The sequence below is a fragment of the Bacillus cereus group sp. Sample62 genome (assembly GCF_036851315.1).
In the GTDB taxonomy this organism is placed as follows: domain Bacteria; phylum Bacillota; class Bacilli; order Bacillales; family Bacillaceae_G; genus Bacillus_A; species Bacillus_A wiedmannii.
Window position 1 is genome coordinate 2,469,411 of sequence record NZ_JAFLPK010000001.1, and the last position, 25,559, is coordinate 2,494,969.

The window sequence follows — 25,559 nt, forward strand, 5'->3', positions numbered from 1 at the left end:
TATCAAAAGAAAGAAACGAACCTCTTTTATACTTATAAATAAGGAGTGAAGGAAATGAATGAACATATACAGCAGATGATTGATTGGATTGGGAGCAATTTAAAAGAAGAATTTTCATTAAATGAATTATCGCGTTATATGGGTTATTCTCCGTATTACTGTTCCTTTAAATTTCACCAAGTAACAGGCATTAGTATTAGGCGCTATATTCTTTTAAGAAGACTGTATTTATCTACGGAGGATTTGAAGAATGATAGAAAGATAATAGATATTGCATTAGATTATGATTATTCTTCGCAAGAGGCTTATAGTAGGGCTTTCAAAAATGTTTTTGGAATGAATCCAAGAGAATACCAACTTAACAACATGCCTATTCAATCATTTGTTAAACTCAATATAAATAAAGAAGGGGAGTTTAAAATGAATATTTCTAGAAAATTTGAGGTTGAGCAGTTACGTAGCAATAATAATGAGTTGTTTGATAAAGATGTATTAAACATATTGAATGGTCAAATGATGTATGAAGAATTTAAAACGGAGAAGTTAATGGGTGAGTCTGATTATGCCCCATTTAACGAAGCGATGTGTGTAAACACGGCTACTATACAAGTTTTTAATGAAGAGTTTATTAAAACAAGAGCAGAAGGACATAATAGTTCAGTAGAAAGTTATACAAAAAAAGTTATAGATCCGTTAGAAAATCTTTTTACGAAAAAGTATAAATGCATTGTTTTATGGTTTGGTGAAGATATGTTCTGCCAAATGAACTTACTAACCATACTTTCATACTTAGAACAATCTTGTTATGAAGGGAAGGTATACTTAAATAGCTTCCGAGAAGATGAATTTAAAGTAAGTCAACTTGAACTAGAATTAGGAAATTATTCTTCTATATACGATGAAGTAGTAGTGAATCATAAAAAAACATCCTATAAAGTACCACCTGTAATGTATCAAGCTATAGACTTATATTTAAATATGTTAAAAGAAGATAATATCGTAGTGAAATTCATCTCTACAAATAAAGATTTATCAACTCGAGAATTATTAACAAAGTTGTTTAAACTCTTTCCGACAATCGGATATGGTGATTCTCAGTACATAGAACTAATAAATAAAATAAAATAAAGAAGGAAGCTGAACCTAAAATATAGGAACAGCTTCTTTCTTACAATTGTTCAAGTAACGCTAATTCGTCCTCTACAAATAACATTAGTTCTTTAATTGTTTCGCCAGAAAAATCAAAATGAATTCCAGCTACTTCATATACTTCCGTTAAAGATCTAGAGCTACCTAATGATAAAGCCTTTTTATAATTTTCTATTGCTTGTTTAGGATTCTCTTTATATTGTTTATACATTTGCAACGCACCAATTTGTGCGATAGCATATTCGATGTAATAGAATGGTATTTCGAATATGTGTAGTATAGGTAACCAACCAGTTGCAATCCAATTTTCATACCCTTCAATATTTACGACGTTCGATTGGTAAGTGTTATGTAATTCTAAATACTTTGCATTTCTTTCTTTAGCAGTATGATTAGGATTCTCATACATCCAATGTTGGAATTGATCAACGATAAGCATTTGTGGTAAATACTTAACAATATCTTTAAAGAAATCTAATTTTGCTTTTATAAATTCTTCTGTATTCTCATAAAATGTATCCCAATACTCCATCGAAAATAATTCCATCGTCATGCTAGCGAGTTCTGCTGATTCTGAAGGGATTTCTAAATATTTTTGAAGTTTTAACTGCTTCATACATTCATTATGAATACTATGGCCCATTTCATGGAGGAAAGTAGTAACATCATAATGTGTATGATTGAGATTCATGAAAATAAAAGATAATTGAGAAGCAGGTAAATATTCGCAAAAACCTCCTGGTCCTTTTCCTTTACGACTTTCTAAATCTAAGCAATTATTTTTACGCATACGGTCCAGTAATGTAGAAAATTCAGGATCTAGTTTGTGTAAAATATGAGAACTTTTTTCGATTAATTCACTCGCGTTTTCGATAGGTTTTAATGCTTTTTGATTTGGTGCGGTTGCTTTTAGATCCCATGGACGAAGACTATCTACTTGAAGTTCAGATGTTTTCTCATTAAATATTTTATCGATAAGTGGTACTACGTATTTACGAATAGATTCAGCAAGCTCATAGCAATCTTCAGGTGTATAATCAAATCGTTCATGTTTTTTAAACATATAATCACGATAATTATGTAATTGAATGTTTTGCGCCTTTTGGTGACGGATTACGATTAATTCATTTAATATATGTTGTAATGTATCTTCAACAGATAAGAATGTTTCAGAAATGAGCGTTTTTGCTTTTTTTCGTATATGACGATCGGGATCTTGTAAGTAAGACTGTAGTTCAGTAATTGTTTTTTCTTCACCGTCCCATTGTGCAGTTAAACCACCTGTAATTTCGAAGTACTCGGTTACTAGTTTGTCTTCGTTTACTTCTAAATCAATGTTCTTTTCACAAAATAATGTTTGCGCATTCATTATTTTTTTATCTAGTAAGCTATACGTTTTTGGATCAAGTTCCATTCGAAAAGGGGACTCTAAATATTTATTATCAAATGAATTTTGATAACGTTTCAAAAGAGGCCAGACAAATTGTTGGTCATATTCAAAAGTATCTTTTATTTTTTTATTATCTGTACTACATTGAAAGGCGATATAGTGCGATGTTAATTGTTCTTCAATTTCCCAAATGAATGTAGATTGTTTTTTTAACCAGTTTTCAAGTTCTAGTTTTGAAGAAATCACTTCATTTTCTAAAGTAGAAAGAGTGTTTTCTAATTCTAGAACGTTACTAATATCAATCGTATTTAAGCGCTGCATGACATATCCCTCACTTTTTATTTATTCATGGAGATATTCTATTTATTAATTGTAATTTCCTTGTTAAAAGAAGGAAATGTGAAATAATGTTAAAGTTTACAGTAATAGAAGGGATGTATTTCTGTTTGCTTAAGAATGAGGAATCTTTTTAAGTCCTTACATAAGGGAGTGAAATAATGTATAAGTATTTACATATTTTTAATGATATAGAAAACATGATTCAACGTGGAGTGATAAAAGAAGGAAAGAAATTACCGTCTATACGATCACTTGTTACGCAATATGAATGCAATAAGGCGACAGTTATACGGGCACTACATGAATTAGAAAAGCGTCATATTATTTATTCCGTCCCTCAAAGTGGATACTACGTTGTTCGAAAATCAGGGGAGGTTGTAGAAAATGAAGAGATAATTGATTTTGCTTCCTCAGCACCAGATCCAGATGTTTTTCCATATTTAGATTTTCAACATTGTATAAATAAAGCCATTGATACATATAAAAATGACTTGTTTGTATATGGGACGCCAAAAGGTTTACCGTCTTTAATTCCGGTTATTCAAAAACAACTGGCAAACTATCAAGTCTTCACTAAAGAAGAAAATATTTTTATAACGTCAGGTGTACAGCAGGCGCTAGCAATATTAACTTCTATACCATTTCCAAATGAAAATGAAACGATATTAATTGAACAACCAACATATCATCTATATATTGAATATCTAGAAATAAACAAAATTCCTGTAATCGGTATTAAACGTACGAATGAAGGTATTGACTTAAATGAATTGGAACGCATTTTTCGAACAGGTAAAATAAAATTCTTTTATACAATACCAAGATATCATCATCCGCTCGGAACTTCTTACTCTAAAGATGAGAAAGAAAAAATTGTGTTATTGGCTAAGAAATATAATGTATATATAGTTGAAGATGATTATTTAGCAGATTTAGAAATGGATTCAAAAGCAGATCCGTTATATAGCTTGGATAATGGGAAGCATGTCATATATTTGAAAAGTTATTCAAAGATTATTTTTCCAGGTTTACGAGTTGGTGTAGCCGTTATTCCACCGGTTATCGCGAATGCTTTCCATACATATAAAAAAATTTTAGATATCGATAGCCCGATGATATCCCAAGCTGCTTTAGAAATTTATATAAAGAGTGGCATGTTTGAACGTCATAAAAATAAAATTAAATCTTCCTATCACGATAGATCTAAAAAACTAGCAGAAACAGTAGAAAGAATGCATAATGAAAACCCGCTTTTATTTACATATACAAAGAAAAATGCAATTGGAATCCACACTTGTTTAGAATTACATAAAACGAGTATTTCAGAAATGTTTTTACAAAGACTAGGTGAAATGCAAATAAGTATTGATACGATTGATAACAATTATGTGAGGGGTTTTCCGAAAGAAAGACTATTAAAGTTAAACGTATCGAATGTAAAGGAAGCAAGGATTGAAGAAGGAATTCGTAAAGTAATTAAGGAAATCAAACAAGCGGAACGTCTAAGTTTTCAATTTAAAAAAGAATAAAATGAATAAGGGGGTTTGTTGTGAGACGCAAAATAATTCTCTTGTTTTTGTGTATCGCTATAATAATTGGAGCTATCGTTGTGATTAAATTTTATAAAAAAGATGATCAATGCATTGCAGTTGGTAAGTATTCAAGAGGTATTATCGTAGATCAAAATAACGAACCTATATCTAATGTGAAAATTTATGAAGATTCTATTGAAAGTAAGGAACGCAGCATTTCAAATGCACAAGGTGAATTTGAAATACCACATGGAGTTTGTGGTGAGATTGTATTACAATTTGTTACTCCAGATGGTGAAACCTATACGAGGAAATATGATAGCAATCATATACCGGAAATGATAGAACTGAGTTATAAAAAGTAAAAGAAAAGTGTTACGTTAATACTTTTTAGAGCACTCAATTGCTGAGTGCTCTTTTTGTTTAGGACATAATTGTTTTAAATGGAAATAAAATACCAATAGATGATATGCTTAAAGTATAGCATTTATTTTGAATAGGAGGGTGATCGAGTCTATGGGGGTACGTATAGTCGATGATTTACAGCAATTATCGTTGTTACTAATGTTTTTAAGTACATTTATATTTTACAGATATTTAAAAAAGGTAAGACGAGAGAGAAAATTGACTGGTTTTGAATGGACAATGTATTTTGTCACTCAATTTGCGACAGTAATTTGGGCAATGACTTATTTTATTAAACATTTAGCTGAATCGTAAATTCTAACCATCTAATCTAGTTTACTGTTATCTACTAGGGAAATAAATATAGTCTGTGTCTAAATCAATGACGACATCGCTCATGACGTCTTCTTGTAGTGACTTTGGAATTTTTTCATATTGATAGCGTACACAAAACAAGCTTAGAAGATCTTCATTAGATAGCTCTTCATTTTTTACATTTAAATACATTAGTATTAACTTGTCAAGAGAACAGTTACAGCCAATGACATACTCATTAATTCTATATCCATCAAATTCAATTATCATATTATCACTGTTGGGTGCTAGCCAACTTTATAGCTTAAATTTTAGATGAATCTATTATACACTGTTTGAAATTTAGTGAGAAAATATTTTTATAAAATGAGAGGGTTATAAATGGAACAAAATAAATTAGTTTTAGAGAGACCAAAACGGCTTAAGTGGGAAACACGCGAAATTAAGTCTATACAGGATGATGAAATTATCGTTAAAACAAATGCAGGTGCAATAAGTATTGGAGCAGAGTTACCACAGTATAAAGAATCGGATGTTACAGATATAAATCCTATGTATCCAAGAAAAACTGGATATGAAAGTTATGGTGAAGTTATTCAAGTTGGTAATAAAGTAACAAATTTAAACGTAGGTGATAAAGTAGTCTCTTTTTATGGACATGAAACAGTAGGAATAGTTAAGGGAGATAAAATAATTCGAGTGCCTAGTTATATAAAATCTAAAGTTGCTTTATTATCTATTCTTTCGTGTGATGCTGCTAAAGGGGTATTGAAACTAGACCCGCGACGGGATGAAAAAGTACTCATTACTGGAATGGGAGTGATTGGTTTACTCGCTTGTTATTTTTTAAAATACTATGTAGGTGTTGAGCATGTGGATGTTGTTGAGCCTAATAAAAATAGAAGAGAATTTGCAAAGAAGTTTGGTGCGAAAAACCTCTTTGATTCGGAAGAGAAACTTATAGATACGTATAATTACGGTTTGGAATGTTCTGCTACAAATAGAGGGTTTCACACATTGCAAAAGGCTATTAAAAGTAATGGGGCTATATGTATTCTTTCTGATGGTAATATAGAAGACTTAACATTAATCGCCGACTTTTATCGAAAAGAATTGCAAATCATTGGTTCAAGTGACGGTTATGATTATCAAAAACATGCAGATTGGTTTTTTAGTCAGATAGAAAGAACACCATGGATAGAAGAGATTTTTCAACATGAGATTCATTATACTGCACTTGAAAAATGTTTTGAGGAATTAAGTGAAGGGATAATTACTCCTTTAAAAGTATTTGTTTCATATGAACAAAATGACCGGGTACTTGTCACATAGCCCACATATGTTTCGACACTAATATGATAACAGAGCGCGGAGTAACATGTACGGGGATTTTTTAATAGGTACAACGGGTTGTGAAAACAGAGAATGGTTTTTGCTCTTTCATTATGTACAAATAGTATATTATCTTTCTCAATGTACATATTAAGTAAAGAGTTTAATATCAAACATAAAAAGGGGGGGATAATATGAATGAAAATAAGAAAAATGAAGAATTGATTAAATTTAAAAAACAATGGTTTAATGAAGATAATCAGCCAGTAGCTGGTATAGAGTTAGCTTTACCACCTGATATAGGCAGCATGTTAGACTCGAAATCAGTTGATGATGAAAGTGGAGAGAGTAATAATGAATAAGTCTAATCTATGCATCCATGTGGGTGCTTTTTATTTTTTTGACAATGGAGGATGGATCATCAAACCCTTATTGAAAAAAGATTGATCAAAATAGATTATTTTCCAGTATATGTAAGTTTGATTTTTGCAAAAAAGTTTAATTAAAATGCATTTAGAATGCTATATGAAATGGGAATGCTAGTAACATTCACCATTAAAGGATTGGGCAATTATGAATATAATTTGGGAAAGTATTATTTTAATTCTTACTGGAATGATTGCATTAAAAATGACAGGTAGTAATTCTGTTAGCCAAATGACGAGAGCTGAAATAATTATAGTAGTTTCAATTGGACGTATTATTGTAGAGCCTGTCTTAAGTAGGAAAGTAGTCCCATCTATATTTGCAGCTGTAATATTTGCAAGCATACTTCTTATCATTCATTTTTTTGAATTGAAATCAAAGAAGGTGGAGCAATTCCTCAATGGCAGTAGCATTGTAATTGTTGAAAATGGAGAAATTGTAAAAGAGAATTTGATGAAAGCGAAAATGTCGGAACAACAACTATATATGCAATTAAGAGAAAAAGGAATTCATGATTTAATGAGTTTACAGCAAGTTACGGCCGAACCGAATGGCCGTATTGGCTACCGATTAATACAGCAAGCGCAACCGATAACTTTAGAAATGCTAGAAAAAATATTAGGTCAGCAAAAAATAAAAAAATAATTTCTCTTTTGATAAGCTAATACTACACGGAAGTATTGGCTTTTTTATATTTTCTCTAGACGTAATGGTTAATATTTAGAATAGATATTCAGCCAATCTTTAAATTAGATATAGGCTTATTAATATGCTATATTCAATGGACCTATAGTGACTGTGGGGGAAAAAAGCAGCGTTAAAATTAATAGGTCTTTCATGTGATGCTATACATGAGATAAGAATAAGGAGATAAAAATAAAATGGAATTTTGGGAATCAAGCTTTATTGAGAAACAAACGATGTGGGGTTTTGAACCTACAGAATCTGCAATTTTGACAAAAGATTTTTTTCTAGAAAAGAACGTTAAAGACATACTAGTTCCGGGTATTGGATATGGTAGAAACGCAAAGGTATTTATCGAAAATGGTATAAATGTAACTGGCATTGAAATTTCAAAAACTGCAATTGATTTAGCAAGAGAAAACGGACTAGAAGATGTTAGTATGTATCACGGTTCGGTAAACGAAATGCCTTTTGATAATAAACTTTATGATGGGATATTTAGTCATGCACTTCTTCATTTATTGAATGAGCAGGAAAGAGAGAAATTTATTAAAGCTTGTTATAATCAGTTAAAACCAGGTGGATATATGGTTTTCACAACTGTTTCTAAAAAAGCTCCAATGTATGGAAAAGGAAAACAGTTGGATAAAGATTATTATGAGGTAATGGAAGGCGTAAAAATGTTCTTCTATGATTCTGAATCTGTAAAACAAGATTTTAATAAATGTGGGCTAGTACAAGTTTCAGAAATTGATGAACCAAATAAGATTATGGAAAATAAACCTTCAATTAATTTCTTAATGATAAAATGTAAGAAAGAACTATAAATAAAAGTTATTAACAATTACTAAAGATGTTTATATATTGATTATGCACAAATAAAAAGGACAAGCATATAATAGAAATACCTATTAACTTTAAGTAACCTTAACTTTCTTTAATAGGATATCTCAAAATCCCCAAAAAGAGCACTTGCGGAAACAAGTGCTCTTTTATTTTTTGTTTCATAAATATTTAAAGTTACAAATTTCATACAAAAAATGAATCTGAGAGAAAGAGTCACATTTTTATTATACGATTATTTCTGAACGACAAACGTAATAGCATTTGTTTTTAATTGAATTTCTCTTTCGTTTCGGACTATATTATAAGCTAATTCTTTTATTTCAATTTTTATTTCTTGCCATTCCTTATAAATGCTTTTTAATAGATATATCATATGTTCAGTAGGAAGGTTAATTTCAATTAAAGCATCTAATTTTTCGTTCGTATGTAAGTCAATTTCTTGTATGTTCGAGTTAATAATGAAACAATTGATACCACCAGTCTTTGTATCTTTTTTCATAGAATGGAGCACGTTTTTTAAATCTTCTTCTGATTGAACATGCTCTAAACTTGATACTGCAACGATATAATCAAAAGTATCAGGTTGGATGTAGTAGTTTTCAGTTGCTGCTTTTTCTGTTTTTATAACTTCAAAAACATCATGTTCTTTACTATAAATTTGTAATTTTGTTAAAGCGGAATCCAGTAAGTCCACACAAGTAACAGTGCCGTTATTATTTTTTATTATTTGTGCAATTGGAATGCTATTTCTTCCAACGCCAGTGCCTAGATCAAGTACTTGTAAGTTATTTTGTCCTTCAAAGTACTCCATTAAGTCCATAACTGTTTTAACCGGTTTGTAAAGCCAAGAGCCAGTTTCAAATAGTTTGTATTGTTCATAGCAAAGGTCATGATATTTCTTTTCTTCTTGTCTTATGTATTTAATACGATTCATTGTGTTTCAACTCCAATACTTTCATTCTAACGAGGTCCTTTAGCTAAACTTGCTAAAGCATCTAAAACTAATTCTATATTACTGATCAAGATTTTCACCTCGCTTTATAAGATATTTATATAATTCGATAAGAATATAGGTAAACCTGTTAGCCAGAGATATTAAGATTTTTACTGTGGAAAACTGATTTTATTAAGTGATTAAAAAAATGTATAAACATGGAGAGGAAAATGCATATGATGTTTTATGAAATTGTTTGCTTTTCTTGTAAAAATATATTTCGTGTTTACGAAGGTAGTGAAAAATATAAACGATTTAAAGAGAAAACGAAGGGGACATATTGTTGTGATGAATGTAGCCATAAAATTCAATTAGAAGCGATAAAGCATTTATTTAGATAGCTTTTATGCCCGGAAAAGTTTGACAATAAAAGCATTATAAATTATCATATGAAAAAAACTAATATATAAAGTGGCATGGAAGAGAAGAGTAGTTAAGAAAGAATACGTACAGAGAGCTCTGGTAGCTGAGAAAGAGCGGTATACATCTTGACGAAAAAAGACTTGGAGCTGCGCAAGGAACTAATTTGTTTAGGGATGGTGCGACGGATTCTCCCGTTATAGAGATAGGGTATAAGCATATTTTGCCGTACCTGAAGAGGTTAATATGGCGACGTATTAACAAACTGAGGTGGTACCGCGAAGCTAACAACTCTCGTCCTCAAGATGAATAATCTTGGGGGTGGGAGTTTTTTTATTGCATAAATTTGAAAAAATGAAAACAAATAATAATTGAGGTGAATAACATATGCATTGGGCGTATGAAGTAGCACAGGAATTAATTAGAAAACATCCAAATAAAGAAACTTTTGTTTGCGCATCTGGAATCAGTCCATCTGGTTCTGTTCATATCGGGAACTTTCGCGAAATAATAACGACTTATTTCGTTGTAAGAGCACTTCAAGATTTAGGGAAAAAGACTCGTTTTATATTTTCATGGGATGATTATGATAGGTTTAGAAAAGTCCCTAAAAATATTGATCCATCTTTTGCAAAATATATTGGTATGCCATACTGTGATATTCCAGATCCATATGGCTGTCATAACTCGTATGCAGAGCATTTTGAAAAAGAGTTTGAGAAATCGCTTCAAGTATTTGGGATTGAAGTGGAATTCATATACCAACATGCTGAATATAGAAGCGGAAGGTATAACAAAAACATATTAGAGGCTTTATATAAAAGAAAAGAAATATATGATATTTTAATGAGATTTAAAACTGGGGAGTGTAGTGAAGAAGAGCGAGAGAGCTTTTATCCGGTTACGTTATATTGTGAGAGATGCAGGAAAGATGCAACAACGATTACACATTTTGATGAAGTATTAAAAACAGTACGGTATGAATGTGAATGTGGAAATGAAAATGAGTTATCGGTATTAAATACAAATAAAATGAAATTGAATTGGAAAATCGATTGGCCGATGAGGTGGATGATAGAGGATGTTATTTTTGAACCGGGTGGAAGAGATCATTCATCAGAAACGGGTAGTTATAATGTATCAAAGGAAATTGCGATGGAAATATTCAATCGTGAAGCTCCTCATTATGTTTCTTATGATTTCATTGGCATTAAAGGGAATCATGAAAAAATGTCTAGTTCTTCAGGGAATAGTATTACACCTAGCGAGCTGTTAAAAGTGTATTTGCCCGAAGTGATTCTTTTTATGTTTGCTAAATATAGACCAAACGCAGCTTTTCATATCGGCCTTGATGAAGATGTGATTCGCAATTATACAGAGTATGAACGATTAAAAGATAGTTATGAAAATAAAACGCTCAAAAATGAAGATTTATTTGATGCAATTAAACTCTCTAAAGTTGATAGCGGGTTTAAAGAGTATCCAAAGTTTAATCAGGTTGCTGGAACGTTACCGCTATTAAATTTTGATTCATCTATTTTACAAGGTATATTAGAAAAAATAGATAGGAGTTATGCATTAGTTGCTATGATAGCGATATGTAACCGCGCAGAATATTGGATAAGAAACTTTCAATCTGAAAAATTAATTGCGGTAAATCAAGAGAGAAATACAGAGTTTTACAACACATTTGATGAAAGACAGAAAGAATGGTTAGTAGAAGTTTGCAACATACTTCGTTCTAACAAAGATTACTCTAACTTAATGGAACAATTGTATTCGATTTGTCATCATGAAAATAAAAAAATAATGAAAGAAAATCAAAAACAATTATTTATTATTATATATAGGCTCATTATAAATCAGTCTAGCGGCCCACGTATACCGTTATTAATACATGTAGTAGGCATTGAAAAATTCATCACATTATTAGATTTCTAAAAAATAAAGGAAACGCAAGTACTCAGAGATCTAAGCTAAGTACTTGCGTTTCATATTTTGCTACCGTGAATACATTTTCGGACATTCATCACCACGTGGTTCATAAAAACAATGACTTTTAAACTGTCCTACAAACGGCTGATTATACCATTCAGGTGGACAAGCACCAACTGGACGGAAATACCAAAGAGCCCAACGTGCTGGCCAGCGCCATTCACCTTGTAAAACTTTTCTAGCGATATCTTTTTCTGATTCACGAGCGCGTTGATAAAAATATCCGTATTGCACTGCTTCAAATCCGCCAGGGCTTTGATATACTGCATCACGTACAGATCGAAGTTGTTTAAAATCTAAGCAATCACAAAATACACGATTTACTACTACGCAGCCAACAAGTTGTTCACCTTGTCGACCTTCTCCTTCAGCTTCAGCACGAATTAAACGAGCTAGCAAATCAACATCGCTTTCGTTATATGGAATAAGGGGCATAGTGCTACCACCTTTCTTTACCTGTTATAGTAAAGAGTGTATGTATGAAAATAAGCTAGGTGCTTTTCTATATGTAAATTTATTAATTTTTCAAAGGAGCTTTTGTGAAAAAAGCTAATTAGTAATTGTAGACTAATATAAATGGGGAGAGATAAAATGTATCGAATTCATAAAGACCATATTATTTACGCAATGTCACCAGAAAATAAACCGTGTATGGAAGTAGAAATTGGGAGTCGTCTTGTATTTGAAACATATGATTGCTTTGAGAATCAAATTGATTCTGAAGATGTTGCGTTTCAAGAATTAGATTGGAGCCGAATTAATCCGGCGACTGGACCTGTATATATTAAAGGTGCAGAACCTGGTGATATTTTAGTCGTAACGATTGAAAAAATTAAAATTGCAGAGCAAGGCGTGTTAACTACAGGTGCAAATCTTGGTGTAATGGGTGAAGAGCTAAATGAAAATACAGTGAAAATTGTCCCAATACATAATGAACATGTTTTATTTTCAAATGAACTGCAAATCCCGATTAATCCAATGATTGGTGTAATTGGTACTGCGCCGAAAGAAGAGAGCATTTCATGTGGCACACCGCATGATCACGGCGGGAATATGGATTGTAAAGAGATAAAAGAAGGGACAACATTATTATTACCTGTAAATGTTCCTGGTGCTCTATTAGCATTAGGCGATTTACACGCAGCGATGGGTGATGGTGAAATTGGTGTTAGTGGAGTAGAGGTTGCTGGTGAGGTGACGGTAACTGTTCAGATTATAAAAGGAAAGAAATGGTCACTACCAATGGCGATCCAAAAAGAAAAACTTATGACGATTGCTTCAGAGAAATTGTTAGATGATGCAGCGAATCGCGCTGTACGTAATATGGTGACATTTTTACATGAAGAATTAGAAATGTCTAAAGCTGATGCAACACTTTTATTATCAGCTGCAGGCGATTTAAGAGTTTGCCAAGTTGTAGATCCACTGAAAACAGCACGAATGGAACTAGGTATGGACTATGTGGAGAAGCTAGGTTTTAATTTGAGTAAATTTCATATTAAATAAGAATAATAGAAGAAGGATACTGTTGTATAAAAGTATCCTTTTTTGATTTACGGATGATATAAAAACAGGTAGTATTTATTTTATATAATTGAATATAAGATTGTGGATCGAAAAAGGAGTAAACACATGGTTAAAATTATGATTGTAGAAGACGATATGAAAATTGCAGAACTATTATCAACACATGTCGCGAAATACGGGTATGAAGGAATTATTGTATCGGATTTTCAAAATGTATTAAACATTTTTTTAGAAGAACAACCAGAGTTAGTTTTATTAGATATTAATTTACCAAGTTTTGATGGGTACTATTGGTGTCGTCAAATTCGCGGAGTTTCTACATGTCCGATATTATTTATTTCGGCTCGTGAAGGCACGATGGATCAAGTTATGGCGCTTGAAAACGGTGGCGATGATTTCATTTCAAAGCCATTCCATTACGAAGTTGTAATGGCTAAAATTCGTAGTCATTTAAGACGTGCTTACGGAGATTATGCACCGAAAGTAGAAGAACGGATGGTTGAGCAACAAGGTCTTTGTTTATATCCCGAAAGGCTTGTATTGAAATTGCGTAATCAAGAGATTGATATAACGAGAAACGAAGCCATTTTATTAGAAATGTTAATGAAAAATTATCCGCGTGTTGTGGGTAGAGAAGTGTTGTTGAATAAATTATGGGATAGCGAATCTTATGTTGATGATAATACATTAAGTGTAAATACAACACGTGTGCGAAAAAAGTTAAAAACGTTACAGATTGAAGATGCGATTGAAACGATTCGTAGTGTCGGTTATAGATTACATATTACTTGGGATACTGGTATGGAGAAATGATAAGATTATTTATTCGTGATCATATACCACTTATTTGTTTTACAGCAATCCAATTACTAGCCATATTTCTTGTATATTGGTTTGATGGGCATAACCATATTGCAACGGCATTATATGCAATGTTTTTAGGTGTCTTTTTTATGGTAGGCTATTTAGTATTTCGTTATTTTACTCATCGTACTTTCTATGAAAGATTAGTAAATCCGTTGAACTCTTTGGATGAATCTGTTCAAAAATCAGATTTTGCAGCTTTATCTGATGCTCTTCAAGAACTACTTGAGGTGCAATATCGACATTATCAAAATCAGCTGCAAATACAAGAGAGAAAAAATAATGATCATTTAACTTTTATGAATCAGTGGATTCATCAAATGAAAACACCTTTATCTGTAATAGAATTAATTACACAAGATGAAGTCGATTCACGTTTTGAAAGTATAAATGAGGAAACAGATAGGCTGAAAAAGGGGTTAGAGATGGCTCTGTATGTCGCACGTTTAGAAGCATTTACACAAGATTTTTATGTAGAAAAAGTACAACTACATAAAATAGTGAATGATTCTGTACATGAACATAAACGCTTCTTTATCCGGAATTTTGTATATCCAGAGCTTAATATTGATAAGGACATTAGTGTAGAAAGTGATGCGAAATGGTTACAATTTTTAATTGGACAAATACTATCGAATGCGATTAAATATTCATCAGGTAGTAGAGAAAAGATTAAAGTGAAAGCTTGTAAGGAAGGTAATACAGTTATACTTGAAATTGCCGATAATGGCGTAGGGATACCGAAGCAAGATTTACCAAGAGTGTTTAAACCTTTCTTTACAGGAGAAAATGGCAGAGATTTTAAAGAATCAACTGGAATGGGGCTATATCTAGTATATGAAATTACGAAACAATTAGGACATAGTGTAGAAATCCATTCAGAAGTTGGTAAAGGTACCGTTGTACGAATTATATTTTTTAATGTGTAAATAAGAGAACTAGGCTAAAGAACTTTGGAGATAAGTTTTTTAGCCTTACTTTATCCCGCTTTAATGGGCAGTAAGATCCCCACCTCAAAATTCAGCGAAAGCAAAGAAGTTAGGGATCAACTGCCCATAAAAGTCCAATTGGTTCAGCTAATAATCAGTGGGAGATGGAGAAAATCCCCGCTGATTAAAGTTTCACTTTATAGCGATTATATGAAATGGTAAAAGGTAATCTTAGTATGTATAATGACACGATAATAAATACGATTGTTAAATTAGAAATATTTAATAAAAAGCTGATAAATAGTTTTTGTAAGAAAAAAGCCACCCCCTTGAAAGAGATAGCTTCATGAATCCATCCTGTGAATAAGTGTATCAACATTAATAAGTATAATGTTCGAATTCGTGATATGTTTTGTGGATTATAATAGAATTAGTCTTTTGTTTTTTCATGATACAGTATTGTAATTAAGTAAACAAACTTAATAATGTATATCCAATTAATCCTAAAATAGTGATAGGAACCATCATTAAGAAAGAAGAAATTCGATTAGCATTAGAGCGTTCTAATACAAGAATCAAGATAATCCCGACTATCACTTCGGTATATCCAACAGGTAACATATGACTATAGTCTTCAAAATTTAAAAGAATGTGAAGTCCATCCGTTACAAAAACTCCACCAATAAGTGCACTTCCGAATTTATGAAATGGATTTGTAGTATCTTTCCATAGAAAACCTGCAATTCCAAAGATAGTTCCTCCTATAAATGCACATACAATCCATACAGATATAAAATAAATAGAGTGAGCTACATTTTTAATAACTATTGCATAACCATAGTAGCCTAATACCATACCGAGTAGTGCAAGGATACCAGAAAGTATAGCTGTACGCTTAGAATAACTAAAGCTAGCCATAAAAAAGGATGGAACTAACCAAACGCTTCCTAGATTAGCTAATGAATTCCAATGTCCTGGAAGTATACCTTGCCCCAATTTAGTTAGTATACCAACAATAATCCCTACTATAATCGGGATGAGCAAAATCTTTAAAAACATATTTAACTTTGTGATTTTTAACGCCCTGTCCATAAAATCAACCCTTACATTAATATTTTCTGTAAATATATAATAGCTTATTACAGTGGGGTAATCAATAAAAATTTATCGAAAAACAATAAGTGATTATTGGCTAACGAATAACATTTTGTTTTTATAATTAGGTGAATAAAATAGCAAGAACTCGTTACGCAACCAAATGGTAAATTAAATAATATATGCAAGTAATGAAATTGCCCAAAACAAGTAATTCAACTTAGTATAAATCTCTCGTATTTTTATGAAATGATTTATTATAAAAAAGAAATGAAAAGGGATTGATATATTTTCCTCCTGTTTTTATTTGCGATTTATTAGAAGGAGGGCTTTTTTCCTAGTTGTGAACGTTAGGGGGATTGTAATGGATATTCGTAAAATGAAATATTTCATAACAGTGGCAGAAGAATTAAACTTTAGCCGTGCGGCAGAACGTCTTATGATGGCACAACCGCCTTTAAGTCAAGAAATTCGAAAGTTGGAAGAAGAATTAGGTGTTCAACTTCTTCACAGGACAAAGAGAATGGTTGAGCTTACTGATGCTGGGAAAATCTTTTTAGAAGGTGCGCGACAAACGCTACTTCAAGTAGAAAGAACGATTAAAGAAACTCAGCTTGTAGAGGAAGGGAAAATCGGGCATTTAATCATCGGTTTTGTCGATTCTACAGAAACGGTTATAAACATATTAATAACATTTCGAGAACGGTTTCCTAACATTCAGCTTATATTACGCGAGATGACAACAGACCAGCAAATAAAAGCACTCTATGAAAAACAAATTCATATTGGATTTATTCGTTCTAAGCAGAATAATGAAATATTATCTTCCGAAGTTTGTTCTAAAGAACGTTTAAAATTGGTTTTACATGAAAATCACGCATTAGTTTCGTTACCTAATATTTCTATTAAAGAACTAGTAGATGAACCATTTGTTTTATTTCCTCGTCATTTCGGTACTAACTTTTATGATTTAATTATTAGTTACTTTTGGGAGCATGGAGTAAGTTTAAATATTGTTCAAGAAGCAATTCAAATGCAGACGATTGTTAATTTAGTTGCAGCAGGAATGGGAATTTCTGTCGTTCCATCATCGGTGGAAAGTTATAAAAAATCGGGAGTCATATATAAAGACATTGAGGAACATACACCGGAAATAAACTTATACGCTGGATGGAGGCAGGATGAAAAGTCTGTCGTGCTCGAGAACTTCTTAGCAGTTGTTAGAGAGATTTATACGACTTCACAATTCGAAAAGTAAAGGCCCATCTTGATTGGATGGGCAGTAGTGATTTGGGAAAGGTACTATATTTATTGTTAAGTCACTGACGATTTAACCTGTTTTACTTGGGTCATACTCAATGAAACCTTTTAGTACACTATCAATTTGACCCATAATTTCAGGTGACAATGTAACACTAGAAGCAATTACATTTTCTCTTATTTGCTCCGGATCTGAAGCGCCAATAATTGCAGAAGAAACAGCTGGATTTTGTAACACCCAAGCAATTGCGAGTTGAGATAGGGTAAGGTTAATTTCTTGTGCAATAGGGTTAAGTTTCTGGATAGCAGTAAGTACATCATCACTCATCCAACGTTGTACGAGTTTGTTGAAAAAGGGTTTTCCTGCATCTGAATTAGCACGTGATTGGGCGGGGAGTGGTTTACCTGGTTGATATTTTCCAGTGAGAATACCTTGTGCGAGGGGAGACCAAACAATTTGGCCAAGTCCTTCACGTAGACATGTTGGAATCACATCAGTTTCTATAACTCGCCACAACATCGAATATTGAGGTTGGCTAGCAATAAGAGGGATTTTCAATTCTCGTGCAAGTGCTGCACCGCGTGTGATTTGCTCCGATGTCCATTCACTTACGCCTAAATAAAGGACTTTCCCTTGTCTTACAAGATCTGAGAAAGCTAACATTGTTTCTTCCAGAGGTGTTGTTGTATCGAATCGATGTGCATAATAGACATCAATGTAGTCTGTATGTAGCCGTTGTAACGATGCATTACAATTTTCTATAATATGTTTTCGTGATAAACCTCGATCATTTTTTCCAGGTCCGGTCGGATGACATACTTTTGTACAAAGTTCTATACTTTCTCGGCGTATACCTTTCAAAGAGCGGCCAAGCACTTCCTCAGCAATAGTGTCTGAATAAACATCTGCAGTATCGAACGTTGTAATTCCAACATCTAATGCGGCTTTCACACATTCATTTGCAATATCTTCATTTACTTTTCCACCATGGTTTATCCAGTTACCATATGCAATCTTACTTACTGTTAATCCACTGTTTCCGAGTTTGCTAAATTCCATTGTAGAATCCCTCCTTAAAAATGATAACTTTATTATAAAAACTGAAATGTAGTATGTATAATATAAAATTAATCATACAGTTATATAAAAATTATATAAGAAGGAGTGCTTAGAAGTTTATTACTAGGGAAATCTAAAGCAAGTGGTACAGCAAATGTAATTTGTACTTTTTAAATATGAAGTTAAGAAATGATAAATAGACCTAGAAGAAAGCAATCTTTATAGCAGCACATATAATTCATTTACTCATACAGTACTATCATGGTACAATATGGTTACTAATGAAGGAAAGGAATGATGGGTGGACGATGATTAACTAATCTTATTTTTAAATGTTGAAATTCAATAAATTTCAATTTATAAAAAATAGGATTAGTCTGCCCAATTTCCATACAACGGTATTGCTATTTATGTTACGCAATAGCTTATTTGGGTATAAATATTTTAACGACTAATCCTGCCAAATTTATTTGGGAGGATTTTTTATTCTCCCTTAATGAAAGGGATCGGTATTATGAAAGAACTATTAAAATTAAATGATGTTTATGTTGAAATAAAGGAAAATACTTTGTTAGAGAAAATGAATGTGACAGTAAGACAAGGGGATATTATCGGATTAATTGGTAAAAACGGGGCTGGTAAATCAACGTTACTTCAATTAATAAATGGGAAGATTGAACCATCAAAAGGTACTGTTGAATGGATGCAAATGAATATGACAACAGCATATGTTGAACAAGAAAAAGAATCTTTCGTTAGTAAGGATATGATTGCAAAAGAAGCAGAACTACTTGCGAAATGGGGCGTGCCAACGAATGATTTTCTTACTTTAAGTGGTGGTGAAAAGCTGAAAGTTCGATTGGCAAAAGGATTTGCCGAAAATCCTAATGTCCTAATATTAGACGAACCGACAAATCATCTAGATGAGATGAGTACGGAATTTCTCATTAAACAAATAAAAAACATGAAAGGTACAGTCCTCGTCGTATCACATGATCGATATTTTTTAGATGTTATCGCAACAAGAATATGGTCAATTGAGGATAAGAAATTAATTGACCATAGCGGGAATTATACGAGTTATATGAAAGCTCGTGAGCATAAAAGAATGACGCAGCAGCGTGAATATGAAAAACAACAAAAAAAGATAGAACAAGTAGAAACGCATATAAAAGAATTAAGTTCATGGTCACAAAAGGCACATGCGCAGTCTACAAAACAAGAAGGAGTGAAAGAATTCTATCGCGTAAAGGCGAAGCGAATGGATGCACAAGTGAAGTCAAAACGAAAACGACTTGAAAAAGAGCTAGAGAAAACGAAAGTAGAACGTGTGAAAGAGGAGTATTCAGTTGAATTCTCTATTCAAGCGAGTAAAAAAGTAGGAAAACGTTTCTTAGAAGTAAAACAATTGCGGAAAGAATTTAACAATCGGACATTATTTGAAAACGTTAATTTTACAATCCAGCACGGTGAGAAGGTTGCGATTATTGGTCCGAATGGTAGCGGGAAAACAACTTTACTGAAGATGATAATGGGAAACGAAACTGCTGCAGGGGAAGTATGGATTTCACCATCTGCAAACATCGGTTATTTAACACAAGAAGTATTTGATTTACCACTTGATAAAACACCAGAAGATTTATTTTATAAAGAGACATTTGAAGGAAGAGGAAAAGTACAAAATTTAATGAAACATTTAGGGTTCCAAGCTTCTCAATGGAAAGAGCCGATTCAGCATATGAGTATGGGTGAACGAGTAAAATGTAAGCTAATGGCTTATATTTTAGATGAAAAAGATGTACTTATTCTAGATGAACCTACGAATCACCTTGATCTTCCTTCACGTGAACAACTTGAAAATACATTAGCTGAGTACAACGGAACACTCGTTATCGTTTCCCACGATCGATATTTTCTAGAGAAAACAACTAACACAAAACTCGTGTTTTTAAACAATACGATACAAAGGCAGCTAGAAGAACCTACGAAAACAAGAGATGAAATTGAAGAGCTACGTTTAACATTAGAAACAGAAAGACAAGAAGTATTAGGGAAATTAAGCTTTTTAACTTCTAAAGACAAAGAATATAAAGAACTAGATGAACGGTTTATGGAACTTACGAAGCAGATTAAGGCGCTTTAACGTAAGGAAGGGGGATTAAGATGGGAGAAGAGAGTTTGACTAAGTTATTTAGAATAGATTGTGGTGATCTATACCTACAAGAGTTTACGGTCAAAGATGCAGAGAGTATTTATAAAATAGCAAATCAACCAGAAATAGAAAAGTTTTTACCAGACTGGAAATCAACGAAAGAACAAAGAGTTAATTGGGTTACAAATGATGAAATACCAGAAAACAAAGCGTTTCTTCATGCTGTTAGAACTAGGACTAACATAGATGATCACATATTAAGACTAGGAATATTTAAGAAAACCACAAATGAATTTATTGGATGGTGCTGCACAGGCATGAAAGATGAACTCCCTGCACCGAACAGAGAAATTATGTATGCTGTTTCAAGTGAATATCATAATAATGGTTATGCAACGAAAGCGACAAAAGGCTTGATCGGTTATTTATTTGAAAATACAAATGTGGATGTCCTTAACGCGATTGCTTTAATTAAAAATGTGCCATCAAATAAAGTTATTGAAAAATGCGGGTTTACTTATTTGGGTCAACAGATGATAGAAAATCAAATTTATAATCATTATGTATTGAGTAAATCCGGAGGGATAAAAAATAGTGCTCTTTAAAGGGAGCGATTATGCAATGCAAAAAAGCTTAGAGCTAAAACTCTAAGCTTTTTTGCATTTATATAATAAAGATTTGATATAAGATTGTATTTTCTACCACTATACAATTATTATAAGATAGTTATGCGATAATTTTAGTTTGAAAACAGTTTTATTGTCAGTTTTTTTAGAAATCTTACAAGCGTGTAAGATAAATGAAAGATGAATCAATATGAGCTGTATGACAATTCATTTACACTTTATAGTGAGCAGTGCAAATGAAGGGAGAATATACATGGAAATTTTACATGCAAAAAGTATTAGTAAAGTATATAAAGGGAAAGTACCTTTTAAAGCATTAGTAGATATTGATTTATCAATTCAAGAAGGTGAATTTATAGGGATCATGGGGCCATCAGGTAGCGGGAAAACAACGTTATTAAATATGGTATCTACTATCGATTCTCCAACATCGGGAGAAATAGTAATAAACGGTACAAATCCTTTCCAATTATCATCAGAAGATTTAGCTTTATTCCGTAGGAAACAATTAGGATTTGTTTTTCAATCATTTAATTTACTTAGCACGCTTACAGTGAAGGAAAATATCGTATTGCCGATGACATTAGATGGCGTTTCTGTGCAAGAAATGAACAAACGCGTACAAGAAATTGCAGAGAAATTAAATATTACAGATATATTGAATAAAAGAACATTTGAAATATCTGGAGGGCAAGCTCAGCGAACAGCAATCGCTCGTGCGATTGTTCATAAGCCGCAATTATTACTTGCGGATGAGCCAACAGGGAACTTGGATTCTAAATCTTCAAATGATGTAATGGAGATGCTCGATACGCTTAATAAAGAAGAAAAAGCAACGATGATGTTAGTGACACATGATCCGTATGCAGCGAGCTTTTGCAGCAGAGTAATTTTTATTAAAGATGGTCAACTATATAATGAAATTTATTGTGGCGAAAGCAGGCAAGCGTTTTATCAAAAAATTATGGATGTCCTTTCTTTGTTAGGAGGGAAAAGGCATGACTTTTCGTCAGTTCGCATTTAATAATATTTTTCGTAATAAGCGTACATATGCAGCTCATTTTTTGAGTAGTGCATTTTCTATTATGATTTTCTTCACGTATGCTCTGTTATTATTTCACCCTGATTTACAAGGGGAATTAAAATCAACAAGTGCAACAATAAGTGCATACGGTACATTGGGATTTTCAGTTTCGCAAGGCTTGATTTTTGTATTTTCATTTTTCTTCATTCTATATTCAGTGAGTTCATTTTTAAAAACGCGTAAGAAAGAATTTGGCATATTAATGATGCAAGGTATGTCAATGAGACAACTTAAGAAGTTATTGTTAATTGAAAATATGTTAATTGGACTTGGTTCAATTTGTATAGGGATTTTCATTGGACTCATATTTTCTAAACTAGTCTTATTGATAAGCGCAAGTGTATTAATGATTAATAATGGTTTACCTTTTTATATACCAGTGCAGGCTGTATTTTTAACAGTTATCACATTCCTTTTCTTGTTTTTAATCGTTTCACTTTTTACATTTAAAATGGTAAAAGTAACAGAACTTGTGGAACTTATTCAAGCGGAGGAAAAGCCAAAACCTGAACCGAAATCTTCAATTTTATTATCACTATTTTCTTTAATTAGTATAGGATATGGCTATATTTTAGTATTCCGCTTTATCCCAAGTTATAGTTTTATTACGCTCGGAATGGGTGTGATCCTAGTAATTATAGGAACGTACTTTTTATATACACAGTGTAGCGTTTATATATTGCATCTTGTGAAAAGGAGTGAATCTTTCTTTTTAAAGAGAACCAATATATTAACATTTTCAGAATTAATATACCGTATGAAAGATAATGCAACGATGTTTTTTATAGTATCTATTGTTTCAGCAGTTGCATTTACAGCGATTGGTACAACAGCTGCAATTGGAAATAGGGATTTGGTAAGGATGACAAATCCGTATACCTTTTTGTATGGAAGTTTTGAAAACGACAAAGTATTAAATAAAAATCTTTCTATTATAAAAAAACACCTTTCTGATGCTAATATTCCGTATCGAATGGCTTCATCTTCATATATATACACAGAAAGTAACGTGAATATAATGAAGTTAAGTGAATATAACGATCTTGCAAAAGCACTTGGGTATCAACAAGAAACGATTGAAAAAGAAGATGAAATTATATTAATTCCTGGAGTTGTATCACAAAAACAAGAATTTAAAAATGGCGAGTATAAAAAGAATATAGAAGTCATTCAAGGTGACTGGACGAAGACATTTCATGTGAAAAAAGCTGTAGAAAATTTAGTTTTACCACATAATTCTAGAAGTATTTATATCGCTGTTCAAGATCAGGTATATGATGGAATACCTTTTACTAGTGACCCAGTTAATCAAGATAGTCCATTTCGTACTTACGGATTTGTTGTAGACGATTGGATGAAAACGAAGAAAATTTCAAACGAATTAATTAGTACATTCGAGGAAGATATGAGAGAAGGTAATTTCCAATTTCGAGCTTTAACTATAGACTTGTTAAGTGCAAAGCAAACGAATGGGCTATTACTTATGGCAAGTGTTTTAGTCGGAATCGTCTTCTTTACATTCGCCGCTAGTTTTATTTATTTCAGATTATATACAGATTTGGATCGCGATCAACAGCAATATAAAATGATTTCGAAAATGGGATTAAGTAAACGAGAATTAAAAAAAGTTGTAACGAGACAGTTAGTATTAATGTTCTTCTTACCAATTATTGTTGCAGTAATTCATACTGTAGTTGCTTATATGGCATTACAACAATTAGTAGACTTTTCTATTTTAAATAGTTCTATCATGATTTTAATTTCATTTATATGTATACAAGTTTTATATTTCTTTATAACCCGTTGGCGTTATCTGCAAAAGCTGTATAAGGTTATGGAGCAATAGAGTATAGTAGCTTGTAAGACTACACAAAAGTACGTAAAAAATGAACTGTATGATGAAAGGAAACGCGATGAGAAGAACTTTAACTATTTGTATGTTAACGATACTATTTTTAATAAGTTTTAGTGCATGCACTAAAAAGGAAAATCCATTTCCTGCAAACGGTTTATTAATCATTGGGGATGAGAATAAAACTTCGCCAATTATTAATCGTTATCAAGAAATTACAAAAGAAAATGAAGTGTTTTCTGTGAAAAAAGTTAAATTTGGAAATGGCCAAGTATTAATTTTAAATGAATCTACTGCACAAGCATTAATTAAAGCAAAAGTTTTTCGCAAACGAGATAATAGTTCCAATTATATAACTATAAATAAGTTACCGCAATTCCCGAAAGAGGGTTCGTTACTGTTTGCACAAGAAGACGAAAAGAATTTGAAAAGTATTGAATTAGAAGGAAAAGAGATTTCTGTTAAATATGATAGTGATGCTTGGATAGGTAATACTCGTATATATCCAACTCAATGGTATGTAATGGTAACAAGAAATAGTTTGTATAAGGAAATAAAAGCAAATGAAACGAATATGCAACTTCTACATCTGAAAAAGTATTTAGGTGATGAAAAACCTAAAATGTCGACAGATAATACATTAGTTAATGAAAATGTTAAAGCAAAAAAGCTAATTAAAGGTTTGGAAGGAGAAGTATCTTTTCAGTTTGTAACAATTGAAGAAAAATCTTAAAAAAGAGTTCGAGGTTGATAGAAACTTTATCAACCTCGAACTCTTTTTAGTTTATAGGCCCGTTTATTACATTACTTCATTTAAATGAGTCTCATTCGTTTCTTCAATCGTATTTGAATGTTGAATTGAATTATTTTGAGCTTCCTTTTCTTTACGTACTTTTTGTAGCATTTCAAGGATGATCCATAAAGGAACACCTTTATCTTTTAACATTTTCCATAAATCTAATTCGTTAAATTTATGCACAGGCTGTTTCATGTCTTTTTCAGATGAACGAATATCGAATTTGATAGGATCATTTGCTTTCTTACCTTCAAGTTTAGTAGAAGAGATAGTATTATGCTCAAGATTAAATGGAGTTATTTTAGTAGGTTGAGATAATGTATGAATGTTTGATCCGATTTGCATGCTTTTCCCTCCTTTTCAAGCATTGAAATTATTTTTCTTATGATTTTTAAATCATTATATCATGAGGAAACTATAACTAATTATAAATTCAAATAATCAGATTTACAAGTTGTATTGTAAAAAGTAATTGTTTACTTGAATTAATATTTATCAACATTTGTGTATGTTTTCTATATATACAATGTATATAAAATACTTTACA

26 protein-coding genes and 1 other annotated feature are annotated in these 25,559 nt (G+C 32.0%); of the genes, 19 read left to right on the plus strand and 7 right to left on the minus strand.

Translation table 11 applies throughout. The features are described 5' to 3' along the window. Window positions 1-54: 54 nt before the first annotated feature. Window positions 55-1,128, plus strand: a complete 1,074-nt coding sequence (locus J0835_RS12445) for a helix-turn-helix domain-containing protein (protein WP_087980504.1) — start codon at window positions 55-57, stop codon at window positions 1,126-1,128. Between the two features lie 40 nt (window positions 1,129-1,168). Here J0835_RS12445 and J0835_RS12450 read toward each other — a convergent pair whose 3' ends face one another. Further along, window positions 1,169-2,860 (minus strand): M3 family oligoendopeptidase, encoded by a 1,692-nt coding sequence (locus J0835_RS12450; RefSeq protein WP_087980505.1) that lies wholly within the window; start codon window positions 2,858-2,860, stop codon window positions 1,169-1,171. Between the two features lie 176 nt (window positions 2,861-3,036). Between J0835_RS12450 and J0835_RS12455 the strand changes: the two genes are divergently transcribed. The 3 genes from J0835_RS12455 to J0835_RS12465 all read left to right on the plus strand — a co-directional run bounded on the left by J0835_RS12455 (window position 3,037) and on the right by J0835_RS12465 (window position 5,130). After that, window positions 3,037-4,407: an aminotransferase-like domain-containing protein gene (locus J0835_RS12455; protein WP_087980506.1), complete on the plus strand. Its 1,371-nt coding sequence runs from the start codon at window positions 3,037-3,039 to the stop codon at window positions 4,405-4,407. 20 nt (window positions 4,408-4,427) lie between these two features. After that, a complete protein-coding gene (locus tag J0835_RS12460; protein WP_087980507.1) occupies window positions 4,428-4,775 on the plus strand; it encodes a carboxypeptidase regulatory-like domain-containing protein in 348 nt (115 codons plus the stop codon). Window positions 4,776-4,926: 151 nt separating this feature from the next. After that, entirely contained in the window at window positions 4,927-5,130 is a 204-nt protein-coding gene (locus J0835_RS12465; RefSeq protein WP_087980508.1) for a hypothetical protein, read from the plus strand. 27 nt (window positions 5,131-5,157) lie between these two features. Here the strand turns inward: J0835_RS12465 and J0835_RS12470 are convergent, their stop codons facing one another. Next, entirely contained in the window at window positions 5,158-5,400 is a 243-nt protein-coding gene (locus J0835_RS12470; protein WP_087980509.1) for a hypothetical protein, read from the minus strand. 111 nt (window positions 5,401-5,511) lie between these two features. On the opposite strand from J0835_RS12470, the gene J0835_RS12475 reads away from it, so the two are divergent. From J0835_RS12475 to J0835_RS12490, 4 genes are all read left to right on the plus strand, one after another. Beyond that, complete coding sequence (locus tag J0835_RS12475) at window positions 5,512-6,462, plus strand: zinc-binding dehydrogenase (protein ID WP_087980510.1); 951 nt, start codon at window positions 5,512-5,514, stop codon at window positions 6,460-6,462. A 194-nt stretch (window positions 6,463-6,656) separates the two neighbouring features. Beyond that, entirely contained in the window at window positions 6,657-6,824 is a 168-nt protein-coding gene (locus J0835_RS12480) for a hypothetical protein (protein ID WP_061530792.1), read from the plus strand. A 211-nt stretch (window positions 6,825-7,035) separates the two neighbouring features. Beyond that, complete coding sequence (locus J0835_RS12485) at window positions 7,036-7,533, plus strand: DUF421 domain-containing protein (RefSeq protein ID WP_087980511.1); 498 nt, start codon at window positions 7,036-7,038, stop codon at window positions 7,531-7,533. A gap of 236 nt (window positions 7,534-7,769) precedes the next feature. After that, the gene (locus tag J0835_RS12490; RefSeq protein ID WP_087980512.1) at window positions 7,770-8,399 is read left to right on the plus strand and encodes a class I SAM-dependent methyltransferase; all 630 of its coding nucleotides are present in this window, start codon (window positions 7,770-7,772) and stop codon (window positions 8,397-8,399) included. A gap of 251 nt (window positions 8,400-8,650) precedes the next feature. Here J0835_RS12490 and J0835_RS12495 read toward each other — a convergent pair whose 3' ends face one another. Further along, on the minus strand, window positions 8,651-9,352 hold the full coding sequence (locus J0835_RS12495; RefSeq protein ID WP_087980513.1) for a class I SAM-dependent methyltransferase: 702 nt from the start codon (window positions 9,350-9,352) through the stop codon (window positions 8,651-8,653). A 230-nt stretch (window positions 9,353-9,582) separates the two neighbouring features. Here J0835_RS12495 and J0835_RS12500 point away from each other — a divergent pair, with 230 nt between their 5' ends. Together J0835_RS12500 and lysS are read left to right on the plus strand one after the other, a co-directional pair. After that, window positions 9,583-9,753, plus strand: coding sequence for a DUF2197 domain-containing protein (locus tag J0835_RS12500; RefSeq protein WP_016134570.1), 171 nt, complete (start codon window positions 9,583-9,585; stop codon window positions 9,751-9,753). Window positions 9,754-9,820: 67 nt separating this feature from the next. Continuing rightward, window positions 9,821-10,077 (plus strand) — a binding site (T-box leader). Between the two features lie 82 nt (window positions 10,078-10,159). Further along, the gene (gene lysS / locus J0835_RS12505) at window positions 10,160-11,713 is read left to right on the plus strand and encodes a lysine--tRNA ligase (protein WP_087980514.1); all 1,554 of its coding nucleotides are present in this window, start codon (window positions 10,160-10,162) and stop codon (window positions 11,711-11,713) included. Between the two features lie 60 nt (window positions 11,714-11,773). On the opposite strand, the gene J0835_RS12510 is transcribed toward lysS, so the two are convergent. Then, entirely contained in the window at window positions 11,774-12,202 is a 429-nt protein-coding gene (locus tag J0835_RS12510; RefSeq protein ID WP_048547071.1) for a cell wall hydrolase, read from the minus strand. Between the two features lie 156 nt (window positions 12,203-12,358). On the opposite strand from J0835_RS12510, the gene J0835_RS12515 reads away from it, so the two are divergent. The 3 genes from J0835_RS12515 to J0835_RS12525 all read left to right on the plus strand — a co-directional run bounded on the left by J0835_RS12515 (window position 12,359) and on the right by J0835_RS12525 (window position 15,087). Continuing rightward, window positions 12,359-13,273: an acetamidase/formamidase family protein gene (locus J0835_RS12515; RefSeq protein WP_087980515.1), complete on the plus strand. Its 915-nt coding sequence runs from the start codon at window positions 12,359-12,361 to the stop codon at window positions 13,271-13,273. 126 nt (window positions 13,274-13,399) lie between these two features. Then, window positions 13,400-14,107, plus strand: a complete 708-nt coding sequence (locus J0835_RS12520; protein ID WP_000238985.1) for a response regulator transcription factor — start codon at window positions 13,400-13,402, stop codon at window positions 14,105-14,107. Continuing rightward, on the plus strand, window positions 14,104-15,087 hold the full coding sequence (locus J0835_RS12525) for a sensor histidine kinase (RefSeq protein ID WP_087980516.1): 984 nt from the start codon (window positions 14,104-14,106) through the stop codon (window positions 15,085-15,087). The genes J0835_RS12520 and J0835_RS12525 overlap by 4 nt, the downstream gene beginning before the upstream one ends. Window positions 15,088-15,552: 465 nt before the next feature. On the opposite strand, the gene J0835_RS12530 is transcribed toward J0835_RS12525, so the two are convergent. Next, on the minus strand, window positions 15,553-16,179 hold the full coding sequence (locus J0835_RS12530; RefSeq protein ID WP_087980517.1) for a DUF6518 family protein: 627 nt from the start codon (window positions 16,177-16,179) through the stop codon (window positions 15,553-15,555). A 367-nt stretch (window positions 16,180-16,546) separates the two neighbouring features. On the opposite strand from J0835_RS12530, the gene J0835_RS12535 reads away from it, so the two are divergent. Beyond that, complete coding sequence (locus J0835_RS12535) at window positions 16,547-17,440, plus strand: LysR family transcriptional regulator (protein ID WP_087980518.1); 894 nt, start codon at window positions 16,547-16,549, stop codon at window positions 17,438-17,440. Window positions 17,441-17,512: 72 nt separating this feature from the next. Here J0835_RS12535 and J0835_RS12540 read toward each other — a convergent pair whose 3' ends face one another. Continuing rightward, window positions 17,513-18,502, minus strand: coding sequence for an aldo/keto reductase family protein (locus J0835_RS12540; RefSeq protein WP_087980519.1), 990 nt, complete (start codon window positions 18,500-18,502; stop codon window positions 17,513-17,515). A gap of 514 nt (window positions 18,503-19,016) precedes the next feature. Here J0835_RS12540 and abc-f point away from each other — a divergent pair. From abc-f to J0835_RS12565, 5 genes are all read left to right on the plus strand, one after another. Then, window positions 19,017-20,645: a ribosomal protection-like ABC-F family protein gene (gene abc-f, locus J0835_RS12545; RefSeq protein WP_087980832.1), complete on the plus strand. Its 1,629-nt coding sequence runs from the start codon at window positions 19,017-19,019 to the stop codon at window positions 20,643-20,645. 20 nt (window positions 20,646-20,665) lie between these two features. Continuing rightward, window positions 20,666-21,259, plus strand: coding sequence for a GNAT family N-acetyltransferase (locus J0835_RS12550; RefSeq protein ID WP_087980520.1), 594 nt, complete (start codon window positions 20,666-20,668; stop codon window positions 21,257-21,259). Between the two features lie 274 nt (window positions 21,260-21,533). Next, complete coding sequence (locus J0835_RS12555; RefSeq protein WP_087980521.1) at window positions 21,534-22,304, plus strand: ABC transporter ATP-binding protein; 771 nt, start codon at window positions 21,534-21,536, stop codon at window positions 22,302-22,304. Then, complete coding sequence (locus J0835_RS12560) at window positions 22,279-24,210, plus strand: ABC transporter permease (RefSeq protein WP_087980522.1); 1,932 nt, start codon at window positions 22,279-22,281, stop codon at window positions 24,208-24,210. The genes J0835_RS12555 and J0835_RS12560 overlap by 26 nt, the downstream gene beginning before the upstream one ends. 67 nt (window positions 24,211-24,277) lie before the next feature. Beyond that, the gene (locus J0835_RS12565; RefSeq protein WP_087980833.1) at window positions 24,278-24,949 is read left to right on the plus strand and encodes a lipoprotein BA_5634 family protein; all 672 of its coding nucleotides are present in this window, start codon (window positions 24,278-24,280) and stop codon (window positions 24,947-24,949) included. Window positions 24,950-25,015: 66 nt separating this feature from the next. Here J0835_RS12565 and J0835_RS12570 read toward each other — a convergent pair whose 3' ends face one another. Continuing rightward, complete coding sequence (locus tag J0835_RS12570) at window positions 25,016-25,357, minus strand: DUF3914 domain-containing protein (RefSeq protein ID WP_087980523.1); 342 nt, start codon at window positions 25,355-25,357, stop codon at window positions 25,016-25,018. Window positions 25,358-25,559: the final 202 nt, after the last annotated feature.